This window comes from Steroidobacter sp. (assembly GCF_016790065.1).
Classification (GTDB): Bacteria; Pseudomonadota; Gammaproteobacteria; order Steroidobacterales; family Steroidobacteraceae; genus Steroidobacter.
On the sequence record NZ_JAEUPY010000209.1, the window covers coordinates 1 to 17,307 of the forward strand.

14 protein-coding genes and 1 pseudogene are annotated in these 17,307 nt (G+C 61.4%); 4 read left to right on the forward strand and 11 right to left on the reverse strand.

Annotation, left to right across the window (positions count from 1 at the left end):
- The 6 genes from JNL55_RS08925 to JNL55_RS08950 all read right to left on the reverse strand — a co-directional run.
- Positions 1-358: AI-2E family transporter (locus JNL55_RS08925; protein WP_293852195.1), on the reverse strand; the 358-nt coding region annotated here is incomplete at its 3' end.
- An 84-nt stretch (positions 359-442) separates the two neighbouring features.
- Complete coding sequence (locus JNL55_RS08930) at positions 443-3,028, reverse strand: putative bifunctional diguanylate cyclase/phosphodiesterase (RefSeq protein ID WP_293852197.1); 2,586 nt, start codon at positions 3,026-3,028, stop codon at positions 443-445.
- Positions 3,029-3,232: 204 nt separating this feature from the next.
- Entirely contained in the window at positions 3,233-3,823 is a 591-nt protein-coding gene (locus JNL55_RS08935; RefSeq protein WP_293852199.1) for a polysaccharide deacetylase family protein, read from the reverse strand.
- Positions 3,824-4,378 (reverse strand): YkoP family protein, encoded by a 555-nt coding sequence (locus JNL55_RS08940; protein ID WP_293852201.1) that lies wholly within the window; start codon positions 4,376-4,378, stop codon positions 3,824-3,826.
- Positions 4,375-5,775 (reverse strand): MGDG synthase family glycosyltransferase, encoded by a 1,401-nt coding sequence (locus tag JNL55_RS08945; RefSeq protein WP_293852203.1) that lies wholly within the window; start codon positions 5,773-5,775, stop codon positions 4,375-4,377. Before JNL55_RS08945 ends, JNL55_RS08940 begins: the two co-directional genes overlap by 4 nt.
- 156 nt (positions 5,776-5,931) lie before the next feature.
- The gene (locus JNL55_RS08950) at positions 5,932-6,546 is read right to left on the reverse strand and encodes an SAM-dependent methyltransferase (RefSeq protein WP_293852205.1); all 615 of its coding nucleotides are present in this window, start codon (positions 6,544-6,546) and stop codon (positions 5,932-5,934) included.
- Positions 6,547-7,305: 759 nt separating this feature from the next.
- Between JNL55_RS08950 and JNL55_RS08955 the strand changes: the two genes are divergently transcribed.
- Entirely contained in the window at positions 7,306-8,544 is a 1,239-nt protein-coding gene (locus JNL55_RS08955; protein ID WP_415923043.1) for a TIGR03862 family flavoprotein, read from the forward strand.
- A 100-nt stretch (positions 8,545-8,644) separates the two neighbouring features.
- Here the strand turns inward: JNL55_RS08955 and JNL55_RS08960 are convergent, their stop codons facing one another.
- Together JNL55_RS08960 and JNL55_RS08965 are read right to left on the reverse strand one after the other, a co-directional pair.
- Complete coding sequence (locus tag JNL55_RS08960; RefSeq protein ID WP_293852209.1) at positions 8,645-10,507, reverse strand: FUSC family protein; 1,863 nt, start codon at positions 10,505-10,507, stop codon at positions 8,645-8,647.
- Between the two features lie 9 nt (positions 10,508-10,516).
- Entirely contained in the window at positions 10,517-11,308 is a 792-nt protein-coding gene (locus JNL55_RS08965; RefSeq protein ID WP_293852211.1) for an SOS response-associated peptidase, read from the reverse strand.
- 114 nt (positions 11,309-11,422) lie between these two features.
- Here JNL55_RS08965 and JNL55_RS08970 point away from each other — a divergent pair, with 114 nt between their 5' ends.
- The gene (locus JNL55_RS08970; RefSeq protein ID WP_293852213.1) at positions 11,423-13,006 is read left to right on the forward strand and encodes a serine hydrolase; all 1,584 of its coding nucleotides are present in this window, start codon (positions 11,423-11,425) and stop codon (positions 13,004-13,006) included.
- A 14-nt stretch (positions 13,007-13,020) separates the two neighbouring features.
- Entirely contained in the window at positions 13,021-13,575 is a 555-nt protein-coding gene (locus tag JNL55_RS08975) for a lipocalin family protein (RefSeq protein ID WP_293852215.1), read from the forward strand.
- Here JNL55_RS08975 and JNL55_RS08980 read toward each other — a convergent pair.
- On the reverse strand, positions 13,572-14,183 hold the full coding sequence (locus JNL55_RS08980; RefSeq protein WP_293852217.1) for a hypothetical protein: 612 nt from the start codon (positions 14,181-14,183) through the stop codon (positions 13,572-13,574). The genes JNL55_RS08975 and JNL55_RS08980 overlap by 4 nt on opposite strands.
- Positions 14,184-14,334: 151 nt before the next feature.
- Between JNL55_RS08980 and JNL55_RS08985 the strand changes: the two genes are divergently transcribed.
- Positions 14,335-15,876 carry a cation:proton antiporter gene (locus JNL55_RS08985; protein WP_293852219.1) on the forward strand — a complete coding sequence of 514 codons (1,542 nt, stop codon included), beginning with the start codon at positions 14,335-14,337 and terminating at the stop codon, positions 15,874-15,876.
- Positions 15,877-16,014: 138 nt separating this feature from the next.
- Here the strand turns inward: JNL55_RS08985 and JNL55_RS08990 are convergent, their stop codons facing one another.
- Positions 16,015-16,728, reverse strand: coding sequence for a DUF899 domain-containing protein (locus JNL55_RS08990; protein ID WP_293852221.1), 714 nt, complete (start codon positions 16,726-16,728; stop codon positions 16,015-16,017).
- Positions 16,729-16,799: 71 nt separating this feature from the next.
- A pseudogene (locus tag JNL55_RS08995) lies at positions 16,800-17,307 on the reverse strand (RNA polymerase sigma factor); the annotation flags it as partial.

Genomic DNA, 17,307 nt, shown 5'->3' on the forward strand with positions numbered 1-17,307 from the left:
TGAACTGGCGAATGGCGGCATCGTTCCCCAGTCGCAACTCGCTGAGCTTGCGACGCATGGAAGATGTGTATTGGCTGATCTCTACCGACAGCTCAGCGAATTGGTCATACACCACGTAGCCGACACCGCCGACCGTACTGAGCGCCATCACCATCGTTAACGCCACGCCGGCGAATCGCGGCAACCGCATCCGATCGAACAAACGCACCAGCGGTGTGAGCACGAAGGCCAGCACCACGCCCAGCGCCAGCGGCAATAACACTTGTTTACCGGTGTAGAGAATGCCCACCACCAGCACCAGTGTGAGCAAGGACACCCACGTTCCGGCCAGGCGTGCGGGTAGAGGATTCTGCGGCACTCGAACTCAGCCCCTGCGCGATGAAGCGGGCGCTTTTTGAGGAAGACGACGGTGCAGAAACTCCGCGCCGGCGGCGTCGGTTCCTCACTTCTCGTCGGCAGGAGCCCTGGCAGGACGGGCGCCGCGGGCGCTCGAAGCTCTTAGCGTACGCAGCCGGGTCGTATTGTTATCGGCATCCACCGCCGGCGGCGGAGCCGCAATCATTAGATGCTCGAGGTGCGCGCGAGCCTGGTCGATGAACACCGGCACCGTGGCCGCATTGATCGGCCGCGACACTAGATAGCCCTGAACCTGAACCCCGCGGTCGGTCAATAACACACCCAACTGGCTCGGCCGCTCCACCCCTTCGGCCGTGACCTGCAATCCCAGGCTGTGACACAACCCGATGATGGAACGCACGATGGCCGGCGACCGCCCGCCGGTATCCACCGTCGTCACCAGGCTCCGATCGATCTTCACGCGCGTCAACGGCAACCGTTCCAGCGATGTGAGCGAGGAATAACCGGTGCCGAAATCGTCCAACGCAATACTGACGCCCAGTTCACGCAGCCGCTTCAACGTGGCGATGGTGTTCGCGCCGGTCTGCAAAATGTTCTCGGTGAGTTCGAGCTCCAGACACTGCGCCGGCAAGCGATGCTGCTGGAGCAAGGCCTGTAGCCGGCTGACGAAACTCGGACTCAACAACTGCTGCGAAGAAACGTTCACCGCGACCCGCGCCTTCGGCCAAGGGCCGTGGTGCCAAACCGCTGCGGTCTGGATCGCGGTACGCAAGGCCCAGTCGCTGATGTCGGTGATCAGCCCGGTCTGCTCAGCCACCGTGAAGAAGTCGGCCGGCGACACTACATTGCCATCCGGCTGACGCCAACGTAGCAACGCTTCGACGGTGTGCGTCTCCAGCGTTTCGAAACAAACTTCCGGCTGATACAGCAGCTCGAACTCGCCCCGCTCCACCGCCCGACGCAACGACTGCTCGACCTTGAAGCGCGACGCCGCCGCTTCCAGCAACTGCGGCGCATACAGGCTCCAACAATTACGGCCCAACTCCTTGGAGCGAAACAGCGCCGAATCGGCGGCGCGAAGTAAGGCATGAGAGTCGGACGCGTGATCCGGGAAGACACACGCGCCGACGCTGACGCTGATCCGTAGCTCGCGGCCATGCACGCTCAGCGAGCGCTGAAATTCCTCCAGCACCGAACGCGCCAACCTCTCGACATCCCCTAGCTGATTTACTTCTTCGCAAACAACCGTGAATTCGTCACCGCCCAAGCGAGCACTGAACGAGCGTGAGAACAGGCTGTTCATGCGCAGCCGCTCGCTCACCGCTTGTAGCACGCGGTCGCCGAAGGCGTGGCCCATGCTGTCGTTGATGGTCTTGAAATTGTCCAGATCGATGAACAACAACGCGAGCCGACCGTTGCGCAACCGGGCGCGATCCAACGCCTCTTCCAGATGCGCCAACAAATGGCGGCGGTTCGGCAGATCGGTCAAGGGATCGTGATGCGCCAGATGATTCAGCTCGCGAGTGCGCTCATCGACGCGAGCTTCCAATTCCAGCTGATGTACGCGCACCGCGTTCTGCGCCTGCTGGAGTTGTTCGGCCATTTGATTGAACGCTTCGGCCAGAGTGTCCAGCTCGCGAACACCGCCACGCACGACGCGCGTTCGCACGGCTCCAGCCGCCAATCGACGTGTCGCTTCAGTCAGGCGCCGCACTGGCGCGGTCACGCCCGTGACCGTGGCGACCGCTATGATCAGCAATAACAACAGCGTGGCGCCGCTGGCCCAACCCAAATGCCGGTCTGCGCGATCCGACGCTTGCACAGCCAACCGGTCCGCATTGGCCAAGGCACGACGCGCAGGCTCGACCAGTTGAGTGACGATCATGCCGGAGATGTCCGCGGCACGATCGCGAAACATCACCGACTGTTCGTTGAACGTATCAATACTCTGAAACGCGGCTCGCCGACCGGTGACGACAGCATTGAAGTTCGTTTTGACTTGTTCGAACCAGGCCTGACCATGCAACTTCGCCAGCTCGGCCGAGTGCAGCTGCAAGCTCGAGCGAAAGGCGTTTTCGCTACCGATGATGAGTTGCGCTGAGCGCGGCGACGACAGACTCGCTGCGGCACTCACTTGTTCCCGAATGCCGGCGAGCGTGCGCGCCAGATCCATCAACTTCTCGCTCGCGAACACGGCACCAGCGAAGCGCACCGCCTTGGCCTGCGGCGCATTCAAACTAGCTTCCAACGTATCGAAGCGCGTCCAGTAGTCCCGCATGCGCGCGCGGCGTGCAGCGCTGCTACTGAGCAGATCTTCGCCTGCCTTGCGAAAGTTACTGAGCTCGGCATGAAACGCCGACGCTGGGCGATCTAGTTCATCGAAACGAGAAGCCGCTTCGGCGTAGTCATTGGCAGCATCGGTCATGCGCTGAGCCGCTGCTTTGACCGGCTGTTGCGCAATGGCGCTGGTCTCGCTTTGATCGATCACCACGCGCTCGTACAGCGAAACGGCTGCCGATAGCGATTCGATGGCACGCACCAACGGCTCGTGCTGGATCAACAGTTCTCGAACTTTTTCGCGGGCTTCGCGGGCGCTGCGCTGAGTGGCAATGTTGGCGACGACGACGGTGATCGCCACCGCGAGAAAGCCGATAGCGACCCGCAAAGCCATACCCGGCTGACGGCGCGGCGCTCCTTCGCCGGATTCGATCCTCTCAGGTCGGCTTTCCGGCAACTCCATCCAATGACACTACAGTGGGGTGGGAACGGCGAATGTGCCATTGCCCTGCGCCAGGGTCTGTAGTCACACGATTGGATTGAGCAGCAAGTCTCGCTTTGCTGCGCTGCTGAACGGGTCGGCTACCCAGTATTTAACTTATCTGCTGTCCGATTGAGACGGCAGCAGCGTCGCGTGGAGCCCGCGATCCGCCAACTGGCGCAGGAACAGCGGCAGCACTTGTATCAACTGATCGGGCCGATTGTGCTGATTCCGGCCGTCGTGCATGAGCACGATGTCGCCGCCCTTGACCGCATCGAGACGCTTGCCGATGCCATCGGCAGCACCGAGCGGCCCCCAATCGACCGCACTCACATCCCAAAGCACCGTCTGCTCACCACAACGTTGTGCCTCATCGCTCATGCACGCTCGTTGCCGGCCGTGTGGCGGACGATAAAAACGAGGCGCGACGCCAAGCACGTCGCTGAGCGCCTTGGCACCATCGCGAACTTGCGCACGCGCGGTTTGCTGGGACATGAACCAGGGATGCCGATGACTGAACGTGTGATTGCCGACCGCATGCCCAGCGGCGTGAATACGCTGCATGAGATCAGGCGAACGCTGCGCTTTTTCGCCAATTGCGAAGAAAGTTGCGTGCACACCCGCTTGTGCCAATACATCGAGCACGCGCGGCGTCCATTCCGGATCCGGACCGTCATCGAACGTGAGATAGACGCGCTCTGCACTCACTCAGCTCACCTTCAACTTCGTCAGATTGCGCGCCAACGCTTCACGAGTGAGCCAGTACAAGCGCGGCTCCGCCTGCTCGCGACTACGAATGCGAGCTGCCGGCGCAAACACCCACATCAACATCTTGAAATGCGCGGCCAACAATTTGGTCTTCCACGTCTTGGGCAGCGGTGTGCTGACGAAACCCACGACTTCGCCATGCGAAGGAATCCAAGTGGTGCCTTGAAACACTCGCACGTCGGCGAAGGTCGGATCGTTATGCGCAGCCTCCGCCAGATTCCGCAACGACTCGCGCATCAGCTTGGCAAACCGGAAGCCGACACGATGCATCGATCCTTCGCCCAACGCAGCAATGCTCGCATTGTTGAAATGCAGTCGGCCGATGAAATCCTGATCGCGCAACACCGTGCCGTCCTCGAACTGCAACTCCGGCCCGTGATACTGCGCCCGACCGACGAACAATACCGGACCGAGCGTTTGCAACTTGTAACGCCGGTAGTACCACGCGTCGACCACGCCGAGCGCGCGTTGTGCGAGCCGATGCAGGACTTTCATCGTGATTGCAACGCCACTGCTCGACGTACCGAGGCCAGATCGAGCGCCAGATTCGCCACTCTCGCCGCGCCATCGCGCTGACCGAGCAACCAGGCGCGACGTTGCATATTCTGCAATGCTTCGCGATCGCCGAGTAGCGCGTCGACTCGATTCAGCAACTCACCGTCGGCGACCAAGCCGCCGACGCCGTGACGCGTGAGGAAATCGACGTTGAACCCTTCCTGACCGCCGAGCGAACGCGTCGCCAACAACGGTCGGCCGCACGCCAATGCCTCGGCCACCGTGATGCCGCCCGGCTTGCCGACGACGACGTCGGCTGCGCGCAGATAAACGTCCATGCGATCGGTCCAGTCGCACACTTTCAAACGCTGTGGGTGCTCGATCGCGAGCTTGTCCAATACGGCACGCGCCTTGTTGTTCTTGCCTGGCATGACGATGACATGCGTCGACGCCGGCCGCTTTAATAGAGTGGTCGCTGCCGTGTCCACACTGATGCCCAGCCCGCCGCCCAGCACGAGCACGACTTGCGCATCTTCCGGCAAGCCCAGCTCTCGTCGCGCCTCAGCCTGCGACAACGGGAATGCAAAATCCGGCATCAATGGCACACCGGTCACGACTGCACGCGAGGATGTCGACGAACCATCGCCTTCAAGAATGGAGCGATGAGCGACACAGTAGCGATCGATGCCTCGCTGTTTCCAAAAATCATGCACGCCGAAATCGGTGAGCACGCCGATCATCGAAGCCTGCACCTTGCCACGCTGCTGCAAGTACGACGTCATCGCGGCCGGAATCATCTGAGTACTGACAATCACGTCCGGTGCGAACTTGCGAATCGCCGGCTCCAAGCGACGGATCAACCGCAGCCAAGTGAATTTCCACAACGCCAATCGCGCGCGAACTCCATTACCGGCAAGACTGTCACCGTCGTACGGCATTGACGTGCATAGCAACGAATACAGCAGTCTGTCGGACGCATAGCGCCCGCCACGCGAAATCGACATGCCTTCATTGGCAGCCGCCGAGGCGATCAGCTGAAACACCTCGAGCACTGCACGCGGTGGTCCTGAACGGCTTTCCAACACCTGACGCCAGGTGCCAGCCTCCAGGTGATACAAACGTTCATACAAATCGGAATGGTTTTGTACCAAGTCCAGATAAGTCGCATGAATGGCGCGCGCCGCGCCGGCGTGCATCAGCGACCAGAAATCGACGGTCGCCACTTGTGCCTGTTCTTTCAGCGCCGCCGCGACTGCTTGCGCTGCGCGCACATGACCTAGACCGAGACCGGACGTGAGCAGCAACACGCGCGGCGGTGGACCGTCATGCGATATCGGCTCATCGTCGACAGCCGCATCGTTGACAGAAGTGACCAGCGCTTCTCGAGCTTGCTGCAATCCTGATCTGGGGAGGTCGAGGCGCATGCGGTGGGGTCCGATGCCCGGGCACAGCCGGGCTTGTAATGAACATTACTTCGTTGAATGCCCCATCTTAGTCATCGGTTCCGGACCGCGAATGCCTCTATTATTCAGCCTCGATCATTTCACTCGTGATTACTTTTTGAGCCGCCCCCGTTCAGCTAACGGCGGCATGATCCATACATAGATGCCGTCGCTGCCGAGCTTCAGCGAACGATCCGGCGGCCAGTCCTTGCCCATATCGAAATCGTGCGACACCACGCGCGCGCCGGGCCGCAGCTCAGCGAAGAATTTCGGTTTCAAGCGCCGGTTCAGTTCCGGCAACAGATACAACAGCACCACCGACGCCTCGCGCAAATCGGCTTCGAACATATCGGCAACGCGGAATGTCACTAACTTGTCAACGCCAGCGGCTTTGGCATTGGCCCGTGCTTCTTTGATTCTGGCCGGATCCATATCGATGCCGACCCCGATGGTGCCGAACTTCTTGGCCGCCGCGATCACCATGCGACCGTCGCCGCAACCGAGGTCGTAGACGATGTCGGTGGGCCGAATCTTGGCCTCGTCGATCATCCGGTCGACCACTTCGTGCGGCGTGGCGACGTACCAGACGTCCAACTTGCGTTTCAGCTTGGTCGGCTCGGCGGCCTCCGGGTTGGCCGGCTCCGAACCCAGCGCCGGCAGCAACGGTGCCAGCAGTATTAATCCCGATAGCGCCAGTGCGCCCCTCAGCGTCGCAGCGTTCGCCATCGGCTTCCTCCGCCAGCTTGATTATTTTTGTGCGCCCGGGTTCCACATCGGAACCCCGACCCCCTTGGCATTCGTTGCGTTGAATTACGCGCCCGTTGCTCAACGAACGACCAATCCAACGCTCAGGCCATCTTCCGCCGCAGATGCGTGAAGTCAAGCCTGGGTTATTAAGAAGTTATCCACCGCTTCTGTGGATATCTGGGCGGCCTCGCCGCCGACTGCTAGAATCGCTGGCTCAAGACGACATGGGCCTGTAGCACAACGGTTAGTGCAGGGGACTCATCGATAAAGGTGCCTTCGTGTGCGAAAGCCACGAAGTGGACGGGATGAATTCAGGGAACCCTTCCGCCGCAACCCTCACGGGCCGGCGTGGCAACCCTGAGCCAAGCCGGCGGTACACCGCCGGAAGGTGCAGAGACTACCTGAGGGCGGGATTCGGCCTCTTTGAGAACTTTCGTTCTCATCGATACGAATACCCAAGTGCCCTTGATAACAGGCTAGAGCGTCCCGCACCCCACCGCCCTCGAAGATTTTTTCGGGCGCGGGTGAAGAGATAGTCCACTCCCTTTGGAAACATCGGGGCAGAAGTGAATCCCTTGGTTGCAGGTTCGAATCCTGCCGGGCCCACCATTTCTATCGTCTGTCTCAAGCAATTGTGCATGAAACCAAAGATTGGCATGGGTAGCGCCAGCCTCGATCGAACAGTTCCGGCGAGCCGAAGCAGTGGACGACGTCATCGCTGAAGACGAACATGCCCGGATGACAAAGGGCCGATCCATGCACGTTGCAATCATCGGCGGCGGACCGGCCGGCCTCATGGCCGCCGAGGCAGCACGCGCCGCCGGACTCGAAGTCGACGTTTACGAGGCGAAGGGATCTGTCGGCCGCAAGTTCCTGCTCGCAGGCAAGGGCGGTCTCAACCTCACGCATTCCGAGGCTCGTGATGCGTTCGTTGCGCGCTACGGTCGGCATCGCGATCAGATCAGCGCCTGGCTCGAAACATTCGACAACGATTCAGTGCGTCGCTGGGCGCGCGAGCTTGGCGTCGAGACGATGATCGGTACTTCGGCACGCGTCTTCCCTGTCGATCTTAAGGCAGCACCGCTGCTGCGCCGCTGGTTACACAGATTGAGGGAGAGCGGCGTTCGCTTCCACGTCAATCACCGTTGCACGGGATGGTCGCCGGAAGGCGAGCTGCAATTCACGACGCCGACCGGCGTGCATGCAATTCGAGCCGATGCGACCGTCATTGCGACAGGCGGCGCGAGCTGGCCGGAACTCGGTTCGGATGGCGCATGGGTTGACTGGCTCAGCCGCGCTTGCGCGGACATCGCGCCGTTACAGCCTGCCAACTGCGGTTTCGACGTTGCATGGAGTTCTGTATTCGTTCAGCGCTTCGCCGGACACCCGGTGAAAACAGTCGTGCTCAGCACCGACGCTGCATCGGGTGTGCGAGAGCCCCGCCAAGGAGAATTCGTCATCTCTGCGCACGGCATCGAAGGCAGCGCCGTCTACGCGCTGTCTGCAACGTTGCGGGACGCGCTGTCGGCCACAGGACGCGCCGATCTCGTCGTCGACCTGGCGCCGACGCGCGATGTGCATCAATTGCAATTGGCGTTGACTCGCTCATCGGCGCGCCGTTCGCTCACCGAGCATTTGCGTCGCGCGATCGGCTTCGACGGCGTAAAGACCGGACTCTTGTATGAGCTCCTGCCCCGCGAGGCCATGAACGATCCCGCGAGCTTGGCGACTGCGATCAAGTCATTGCGTATTCCACTGTTACGGCCACGGCCGCTTGCCGAAGCGATCAGCACCGCCGGCGGCGTTCGCTTCCAAGCACTCGACACACGATTGATGCTCACGGCGGTGCCTGGCGTTTTCTGCGCGGGCGAGATGATCGACTGGGAAGCGCCGACAGGCGGCTACCTGCTGACAGCATGCTTCGCGAGCGGTTTGATTGCAGGCCGTGGTGCGGTGGCGTGGCTGAGGCAGAGATGAAAATGGCCGCAGTGATGTGCCCTGACTGACACGACCAACCTTGGTTGATCAATCCCGGCCAAGCTTTGGTTTCATGCATACAGTCCAATCAACAGCAGCCTCAGTGCTGCTCGCTGATCCGCGCCGCTTGAAGCACGCGCTGCAGATCTACTAGCTCGGTCTCCAACACTTGAGGCAACGCCGAGAGTGGCGGTACGGCGGCGTGATTCGAGATCGCGGCAATAAATTCATCGATGGCTTGACTGACGCGAGCAGCACCGTCTGCTCCAAACATGGCAGCCGCTTCACGAGGCGCAGCGGCGCCCTGTTGTTCGAGCGCCCAGCAGGTTGAGATGGTGCGATAGGCGAGGCGTTCGACGGCGGCGATGATGGGCCATAGTTGTTCGGCGGCGAAGCGCTGCGAGCGCGCGGCGGCTAGGCTGTCTTCGTAGGCGTGTGTGAGCGCAAAGCTCGCGAGTTGTAACTCGCGACGACTCATTCGGGCGTCAGGCGTTGTGACTACGCCCTGAGCGAGCAGAGACGTGACTTTCGCAACGGCGTGCAAAGCGCGAATCAGTTGTTCGGGAATGTATGTAGCTGTGGCGCGAGGCGGGATCAGGCGAAAGACGACCAGAGCGATGAAACAGCCGAAGAGCGTGTCGATGCCACGAGCCCACAGATAGCCGCCGAGATCTTCGACGGGATGACCGCCGGCGGCGATGGTCAATGCGCCGCCAGTGATGAATACAGCAGCGAGTGCATAGTTGCGGATCACCAGCATCTCAACCGTGAACTGGCACGCCATCACGACCAGCACCAACCACACACCCTGCGGATGAAACACCAGAATCGCGCCGGTGAGCAGCAAGCCCACCCAAGTGCCGAGCAGGCGTTCGAGGCTGCGCTGGAGCATACGAAGCCAGTCGAAGCCTTGATGCAACATCAGCACAGTCGCAGCGACCGCCCAGTACGCGCGTTCGAAATGAAATATCGAAGTGATCGCACCGGCGACGAGCGCCGCGACGCCGACGCGAACGATGACCCGCATCGAGTTCGAGCCGGGCTGCAGAGCCTCCAGCATGGCGGCCGTTGCACTAGGATGACCCAGTGGGATGGCATCTTTCGCGGTGACTGGCGGCTGTTCTGGCCTGTGAACTTGCTCGATTAACTTACGCAGCTCGTCGATCAACTCCGGCGGCGGCGATTGATTGCGACTCGCCGCGCCCATGGCTTCGGCGAATCTCAGATGTAGTTCGCGATTGAGTGCGCGCAGCCGTGCGATTGGGCTATCGGCACTAATTCGGGTCGGCTGACGATTCACAAGAACCGTCCACGCGGCATGCAAGGCGTACGCGGCCCGATACCGCGAAACGTTTTCTTGATCGGTGCCGATGGCGTTGATGTAGCCGATGACCGCTCGGCCGGCCGTTCGCACCGCCCCTCGCTCAGGGCCGTGAAGAGAGAACAGTGCGCCCGCCATGTGGAGCAACCACGCGAATGCGCCGCCACCGAATACTAACAACGCCGCACCTAGCGGCCCGATGTGCGCCGCTGGCATCGCCGTTCCCGCCGCACACGCAAGTGCGAACATATATGCGCCCGGCGGACCGATCTGCAGCGCGTTGCTGAGCCAAGTCGCGATCATTGCAATCGCCGCTACCACGACGATCACGGCCCACCCCATCGGCGCCGCCAACAGTCCCAGCGCCACGCTTAGCGCGAACGCCAACGCGATCATCGCCAACTTGATCGCACGACTCACATACGGACGGCCGCTGCCGTACAACGCAGTGAAGCCGCCAATCGAAGCCATCAAGCCCGCTGCCGTGTCGTTCGCCAACCAGCCCGTCAATATCGGCGCACCCATACACGCCGCCGCCCGCAACGAAAACAACCACCGCCCCTCCGGCCCCGGCCGCATCTCGAACATGCCTCGCAAAACTTGCTGGGCCGCCGAGGCTCGCTTCGGAGTTGAGGAATTCATAGCGTGAGCTCAGCTAAACAGATCCGACTGTCCCCCACGCTGATCCTGATCGTCGTCCTCGCGACGGCGAATCAGATCCGGGGAGTCGTTGCGATTGCTGTTGACCAGGTTGCTGACGGGATAGGCGAACATCAGGCCGGAGGGAAATTGTTTGAGGGTGGCGAAGGCATCGGCGGGGGTGCCGGTGAGCCAGGTGTCGTGATCTTCGGCGGCGAGGATGGCGGGCATGCGGCGCTCCTCGGAAGCGAGCAGCACGCGCTTGCCGGCATTTTTCTTGGAGTTGTGAATGTCGGCCAGCAACTCGTTGGCCGGCAGGGTGATGACGGTGCAGGACTCGATCACTTCGCCTTCAGCCGTCACGGAGCGATCCCACAGGCCGGCGACGAAAAACGGATCCTGATCGACCACAGTAATGTAGTAAGGCACGGCGATCTGCCAATCCGGCGGTTGCGCTTGCCATTCGTAGAAGCCAGATAAGGCGATCAAGCACCGCTGGCCGCGATGCCACGCATCTCGATACGACGAGTTGGTCCGCAGCGTTTCGATGCGAGCGTTGATGGTATTGCCCATGGGCTTGCCCTGGGCCCAGCGGGGAATCAAACCCCAGCGCAGATGGACGCCTTCCCGCTCGCCATCGACTTCGCGCACCACGCGAACCACCGGCACGGGATCGGTGGGCGACACGTTGTAGCGAGCACCGAACAGCCCGTGCGAGCGAAAGCGCGACGACCAGTTGCGGCGCTGGATTGCCACCGACCGCTCGATGGCGGCTTCCTCAGGCGAGACGTAACGACCACACATGCGTTGAATTCTAGCGTCGCATTCCTGGCGCTTATAGCAAGCATCGATTCTGAACTGTGCAGCAGCCCGCCACGGAGCGACTACAATGCAGCGGTTCCACCCTCGGAAAGGCGCATGAAAGCTCGTACCCACCGCTCCATTACTGCCCTTCTTTATATCGCCATCGTCGCCTTCGCGACACCGGTCAGCGCGGCGCCGCCGTCGGACCTGGACGCGACCGTCAAAAAAGCCATGCAACAGTTCGAGATTCCCGGCGCCATGCTGGCGCTGGTGGAGCCCGGCCGGGCGCCGCTGACCAAGGGGTATGGCGTGCGCAAGCTCGGCGAAAGCGCGCCGATGAACGAGCACACGCTGTTCGCCATCGCCTCCAACAGCAAAGCCTTCACCGCCGCGGCGCTGGCGATTCTGGTCGACGAAGGCAAGCTGGGCTGGGACGACAAGGTCGCCGACCGTCTCCCCGGATTCCGCATGTACGATCCGTACGCCTCGCATGAGATGACGGTGCGAGACCTGCTGGTCCATCGCAGCGGGCTCGGCCTCGGCGCGGGCGATATGCTGTTCTGGCCTCAGACGTTGGTGTCACGCGAAGACCTCGTGCAGCGTCTGCGCTACATCCCGCCGGCCACCAGCTTCCGCAGCGGCTATGCGTACGACAACATTCTTTATGTCGTCGCCGGTCGCGTGATCGAAGCGGTGAGCGGCCAGTCATGGGAGAACTTCATCGTCGAGCGCATCTTCAAACCGCTCGGCATGAATGAATCGGCGCCCTCCGCCACCACCGTCAAATCCAACAATCGCAGCACACCGCATGCCCGCCTCAACGGACGTTCACGCAACGTCGGCGGCACCGTCGAGCCACTGGAGGAGGCGAACGGCTGGGACAACGCCGCGCCCGCCGGCGGCATCAATGCGAGCCCGCACGACATGGTGCGTTGGCTGCAGCTACAACTCGATCGCGGCGTGATGGGCAATTCGCGCTTGTTCAGCGAAGCGTCGGCCAAGGAAATGTGGACGCCGCAAATGCTGGTGCCCATCGGCACCGAGCACCCGGCGGTCGCCGCCATCCTGCCCAAGTTCCATAGCTACGGGCTGGGTTGGAACATTCAGGATTATCGCGGCCATCTGGTCGTCACTCACCAAGGCTTCCTGGAAGGCGCGGCATCGGTGACGTTCCTGATTCCCGACAAGAAAGTCGGCTTCATCATCATGATCAATTCGGAAGACACCGAGGCGCGCGACTCCATCTCCTATTCCTTGCTCGACCATTATCTCGGCGTGCCCAAGACCGACTGGGTCGGCGCCTTCAACAAGGCGTATCAAGCGAAGCAAGCTGACGCCATCCGCGTGCTCGACGCAGCCGATGCGCCTGCTAAAACAGCCAAAGGTCCGTCACTTGATACAGCCGCCTATGCCGGCACATACCGCGACGCCTGGTACGGCGACGTGGTCATCAGCAACAGCAACGGCAAGTTGAACATCGACTTCAAAGCGACGCCCGGCATGAGCGGCCCGCTGGAACACCTGCGCCTCGACACCTTCCGCACGCGCTTCACCAACCGCCGCATGGAAGATGCGTACGTCACCTTCTCATTCAAGCCTGACGGCAGCATCGAACACGCCAAGTTGCTGGCTATTTCGCCGCTGGCCGATTTCAGCTTCGACTTCCACGATCTGTTGCTGAAGCCAGTGGCGCGCTAGCCTCACGGCCGGTCATGACTAAACCCGCTCGCCTACTGCTCGGGTCTGCGTTGCTCGCCAGCTTCGTACTGCTGGCGAGCTGCCGGTCAGCGCCCTCCTCACTGCCGGAACTGCGCCCGCTCGCAAGCGTCGACCTGCCGCGCTTCATGGGAGATTGGTACGTCATCGCGCACATCCCGAGCTTCCTCGAGAAAGGTGCGTACAACGCAGTGGAGTCGTATCGGCTCGCGGCCGACGGCAGCATCGCGACGACATTTACCTTCAATCAAGACTCGCCGGACGGCCCGCTAAAGACCTACCACCCGAAGGGCATCGTGCGTAACGCGGGCAGCAACTCGGAGTGGGCCATGCAGCTGATGTGGCCGCTGCAGGCCGACTACGCGATCGTTTATCTGGATCAGGATTATCAGCAGACCATCGTGGCCCGCCAGCAGCGCGACTATGTATGGATCATGGCCCGCACGCCGCAGATCTCGCCCGCCGATTACGAAGCGCTATCGGAGCGGGTGCGCAAGATGGGTTATCAAACCAACCTGTTGCGCAAGATCCCGCACACGACTCAGCGTTAGTTCGCTTCCGGCGCCTGATCCGGCAACGGCGGAATGACCTGGCCCGGATACCAGAACTTCAAGTGGCAGCTTTCGCACACTTCATCCATGGCCTCGCCGGCATCGGTGATGGCTTGCGGATTCCGATCTTCGGCCGCCTTGAGGAAGGCCACGCCGACATCGTGTAGTGCCTGGCCGAAACCGACGAAAGTGGCGCGATCGGCGGCAATCGCTTTCTCAGCCTCTTCCGCGGTGAGATTGCCCGGCGTACCGTGATCGTCCAGCACTTTGCCTTCGCGAGCCACGTGACGACCTTCCATAATGATCAGGTTGGCCGACTCGGCAATGATGAGCGCCTGTTTACGCACTTCGGCCCATTCCTCATCGGTGCGCGGCTGGTGCTCTTCGGAACCCTGGGCGGTGACGGTGGTGCTCACCGATTCCCACAGGAAATCCGCCGCGGGGTCGATCAGATCCTTCATGATGTCCTGGATACCAGCCGTCAATTTGATGGGGCTGGGAGCAGCGGGCGCGGCCGCCGGCGGCTCGGACTTGGTGCATGCGGTGAGAGCACCGGCCACGGCGACAGTTACCAGAAACTTCGCCATCCGCGGTGAGTTAAACAACATTCGTGCAACCCCTTCCTATTTTGCTTCGTATTGCAGGCCGCCACTGTACCCGCGCGTTTGGCGGCGTTCATAAAATTAGAGTCAAGATGAACCACGGATTGGAATGTAACCGGCTGTAAACCTGTCCCCCGCCCAGGAGCACCCCGCCGCCATGGCCTTTTTCGAGACTTTGTTGATGCTCCTGTTCATCGCCATCCTGCTGCTGCAGGTGACGCGACGTTTCGGCATTCCCTATCCGACCATGCTGGCCGTGGCCGGCGTGGCCATCGCGCTGCTGCCACGGGCGCCGCATCTGGTGATCCAACCGGAGCTGGCGTTAGCTCTGTTCATCGCGCCGGCTTTGCTGGATTCAGCATTCGATTTGCCGCCGCGTGAACTGCGACGCAATTGGCGGCCACTGGTCGCCCTGGCGGCAATAGCAGTCATTCTCACAACCATCGCAGTGGCCTGGACCGCCGTCGCGTTACAGGGCATGCCACTTGCTGCAGCTGTCGCGCTTGGTGCCATCGTCGCGCCGCCCGATGCAGCCGCCGCTGCGGCCATGCTGGCTCGTGCCGAATTGCCTCGACGCATGGTCAGCGTGCTCAAAGGCGAAAGTTTGCTCAACGACGGCGTGGCTCTGTTGATCTTTGCAGTCGCTGTGAACGTCGCAACCTCGGATCGCCCGCCGACTCATCTCATACCGGAGCTGGCGTTCGCGGTGCCCGGCGGAATTCTGCTCGGTATCGCCATCGGCGCAACGCTCAATTGGATGATGCGCTGGATGGCGGGCACGCTGAGCGCCACCTTGATGGGCTTCATAGCCACGTTCGGCGCTTGGATACTCGCCGAGCATCTGCATCTGTCTTCGATTCTGTGCGTGGTCGCCTATGGCATGACCATCGCTCACGTGATTCCCGCCCGCACGCCGCCTCGCGATCGAGTTCATACCTACGCAGTGTGGGAAGCGGTGGTGTTTCTATTGAATGTGCTGGCGTTCTTTTTGATGGGCCTGCAAGCCAGCGAAATCGTCAGTCGCTTGAATCCGTCCGAGATCTGGGAAGCCTGCGGTTTCGCCGGCATCGTGTTCGGCGTGGTGGTGGTAGTGAGATTCGCCTGGGTGATGCTGTACATGCGAGCGAACGCCTTCTTCGCCGCCCGGCGTGGCCGGACATTCCCGACCGGCAACGCCAACGGCATCCTGGTTTCTTGGTGCGGCATGCGCGGCTTGGTGACATTGGCGACGGCGTTGTCGCTGCCGACTTCGTTTCCGGAACGTGACTTGATCGTACTGAGCGCGTTCGCCGTCGTGCTCGGCACGCTGGTGGTGCAAGGCCTGACACTGCAGCCGTTGATCCGCTACTTGAACATTCCCGCGGATCATTCTTTTGCTCAGGAACTGGCCAGGGCCAGACTTCACTTGCTCGATGCCGCCGTCGCCAGCATGGTCGAGCGCGAGGATTCCATCGCGATTCGCTTGCGTGAAACCTACGAAGAAGAACGCAAGATCGCCGAAGCCGGCAACCATCCTCGCGAGCTGAGCGAGTCCGATGCGTTACGACGTCACAACATCGCCGCCAAGCGCACCAAACTCCACGCACTAAGAAGTGAAGGCGCCATCGACGACGATGTATTCCACGCCCTCGAACAAGAACTCGACTGGGCCGAGCTTGCCGTCACCCCGCCGCAGCACGCGGAGCTGGTGGAGAGTTAGCGGAATTATTCGGCGTCGACTGCGCTGCCTTGGCTGGCCGGCGCGAGCGCCGACGAGTGAATACAAACGCGGTCAACCCACCGGCCGAGCCAGCGCCTGCGGCAATCCACGCTGCCGCCGCGAAACATGCTGGGCACATCACGCGCTCTCCTCATAGCGGTCGTGGTGTCGCACCCAGGCCATGGGAAACTCCAACGCACCTTCGTCGCGGCCTTTCGGTGCGATGTCCAGAAAGTTGTAGGTGTTGACCAGCATTTCGCAGCCGCGTGCGTAGCTCGAGTAGGTATGGAAAATCTCGCCGGCAGCGTCCTTATAGAAGACGCTGATGCCGTGAGTCTCTTCGGCCGGATATTGGAGCAGCTCATAGTTGTAATGAGCCGTGTTGTTGGCAATGTCCTGCGGCGTGTGCGAGGCCTGGAAGTCGTAGTTGAACGGACTGCCCTGCGAGGACGCCCAGTCGAACTGCCAGCCCATGCGCTGCTTGAACGCCGCGATCTTCGCGTAAGGCGCGCGCGAGACGGCCATTACTTTCACGTCACGCTGTTTGAGATGGATCGCCGCGCCGTCGATATGGTCGGCCAGGAAGGAACAGCTCGGACAGCCTGCTTGCCATTCGGGGCCGAACATGAAGTGATAGATCATGAGCTGGCTGCTGCCGTCGAACAGATCGGCCAGCGTTCGGTGACCGCGCGGGCCTTCGAACACATACGGCTGATCGATGCGCACCCACGGCAACTGGCGCCGCTCTTTGCTCAATTCGTCGCGCAGCCGGGTGAGTTGTTTCTCCTTTTGCAGGAGTTGCTTACGGGCTTCCAGCCATTCGGCCCGCGACCCGATTCGATTGTTGTTCATCGCTGTGCTCCGCCCTGGGATGGATGCTCCAAGGACGCACGGAGCGCAGCGATTCCGACAAAGCAACGAACTTAGTGCTGCTGCCGTTTCTTGCCTTCTTCCGCCAGCTTGTCGAGATGCGTTCGAATGTGCGCCGCTTCGGCAGCCGTGTTGGCCAGCGAAATGGCTTTGTCGAACGACACGCGCGCCTCGTCATTTCGGTTGAGCTGCATGAGCAACCCACCGCGCAGCCCATGAAAATGAAAGTAGCTCGATAGGGCCGACTCCAGCGGTTCGATCATGGCCAACGCAGCGGTGGGGCCGTCGCACTTCATGACAGCGACGGCACGGTTCAATGTCACCACCGGCGACGGTTGAATGGCTTCGAGCAGCGCATACATCCGATCGATCTCATGCCAATTCGTGTCTTCCGACCGCACTGCTCGTGCATGAACCGCTGCAATGGCCGCCTGAATTTGATACGGCCCGGGCTGCTGCAATCGAACCGCCTTGTCGAGCAGCGCAAACGCTTCGGCGATCAACTCTCGTCGCCACAAGCGACGATCCTGATCCTCCATCAACACGATGTTCTGTTCCGCA

Bases quoted from the DNA above. Each gene is read 5' to 3' on its own strand.
- JNL55_RS08940 (WP_293852201.1), bottom strand. From the start codon at position 4,378: ATGAAAGTCCTGCATCGGCTCGCACAACGCGCGCTCGGCGTGGTCGAC.
- JNL55_RS08930 (WP_293852197.1), bottom strand. From the start codon at position 3,028: ATGGCTTTGCGGGTCGCTATCGGCTTTCTCGCGGTGGCGATCACCGTC.
- JNL55_RS08975 (WP_293852215.1), top strand. From the start codon at position 13,021: ATGACTAAACCCGCTCGCCTACTGCTCGGGTCTGCGTTGCTCGCCAGC.
- JNL55_RS08950 (WP_293852205.1), bottom strand. From the start codon at position 6,546: ATGGCGAACGCTGCGACGCTGAGGGGCGCACTGGCGCTATCGGGATTA.
- JNL55_RS08955 (WP_415923043.1), top strand. From the start codon at position 7,306: ATGACAAAGGGCCGATCCATGCACGTTGCAATCATCGGCGGCGGACCG.
- JNL55_RS08985 (WP_293852219.1), top strand. From the start codon at position 14,335: ATGGCCTTTTTCGAGACTTTGTTGATGCTCCTGTTCATCGCCATCCTG.
- JNL55_RS08970 (WP_293852213.1), top strand. From the start codon at position 11,423: ATGAAAGCTCGTACCCACCGCTCCATTACTGCCCTTCTTTATATCGCC.
- JNL55_RS08990 (WP_293852221.1), bottom strand. From the start codon at position 16,728: ATGAACAACAATCGAATCGGGTCGCGGGCCGAATGGCTGGAAGCCCGT.
- JNL55_RS08980 (WP_293852217.1), bottom strand. From the start codon at position 14,183: ATGTTGTTTAACTCACCGCGGATGGCGAAGTTTCTGGTAACTGTCGCC.
- JNL55_RS08960 (WP_293852209.1), bottom strand. From the start codon at position 10,507: ATGAATTCCTCAACTCCGAAGCGAGCCTCGGCGGCCCAGCAAGTTTTG.
- JNL55_RS08965 (WP_293852211.1), bottom strand. From the start codon at position 11,308: ATGTGTGGTCGTTACGTCTCGCCTGAGGAAGCCGCCATCGAGCGGTCG.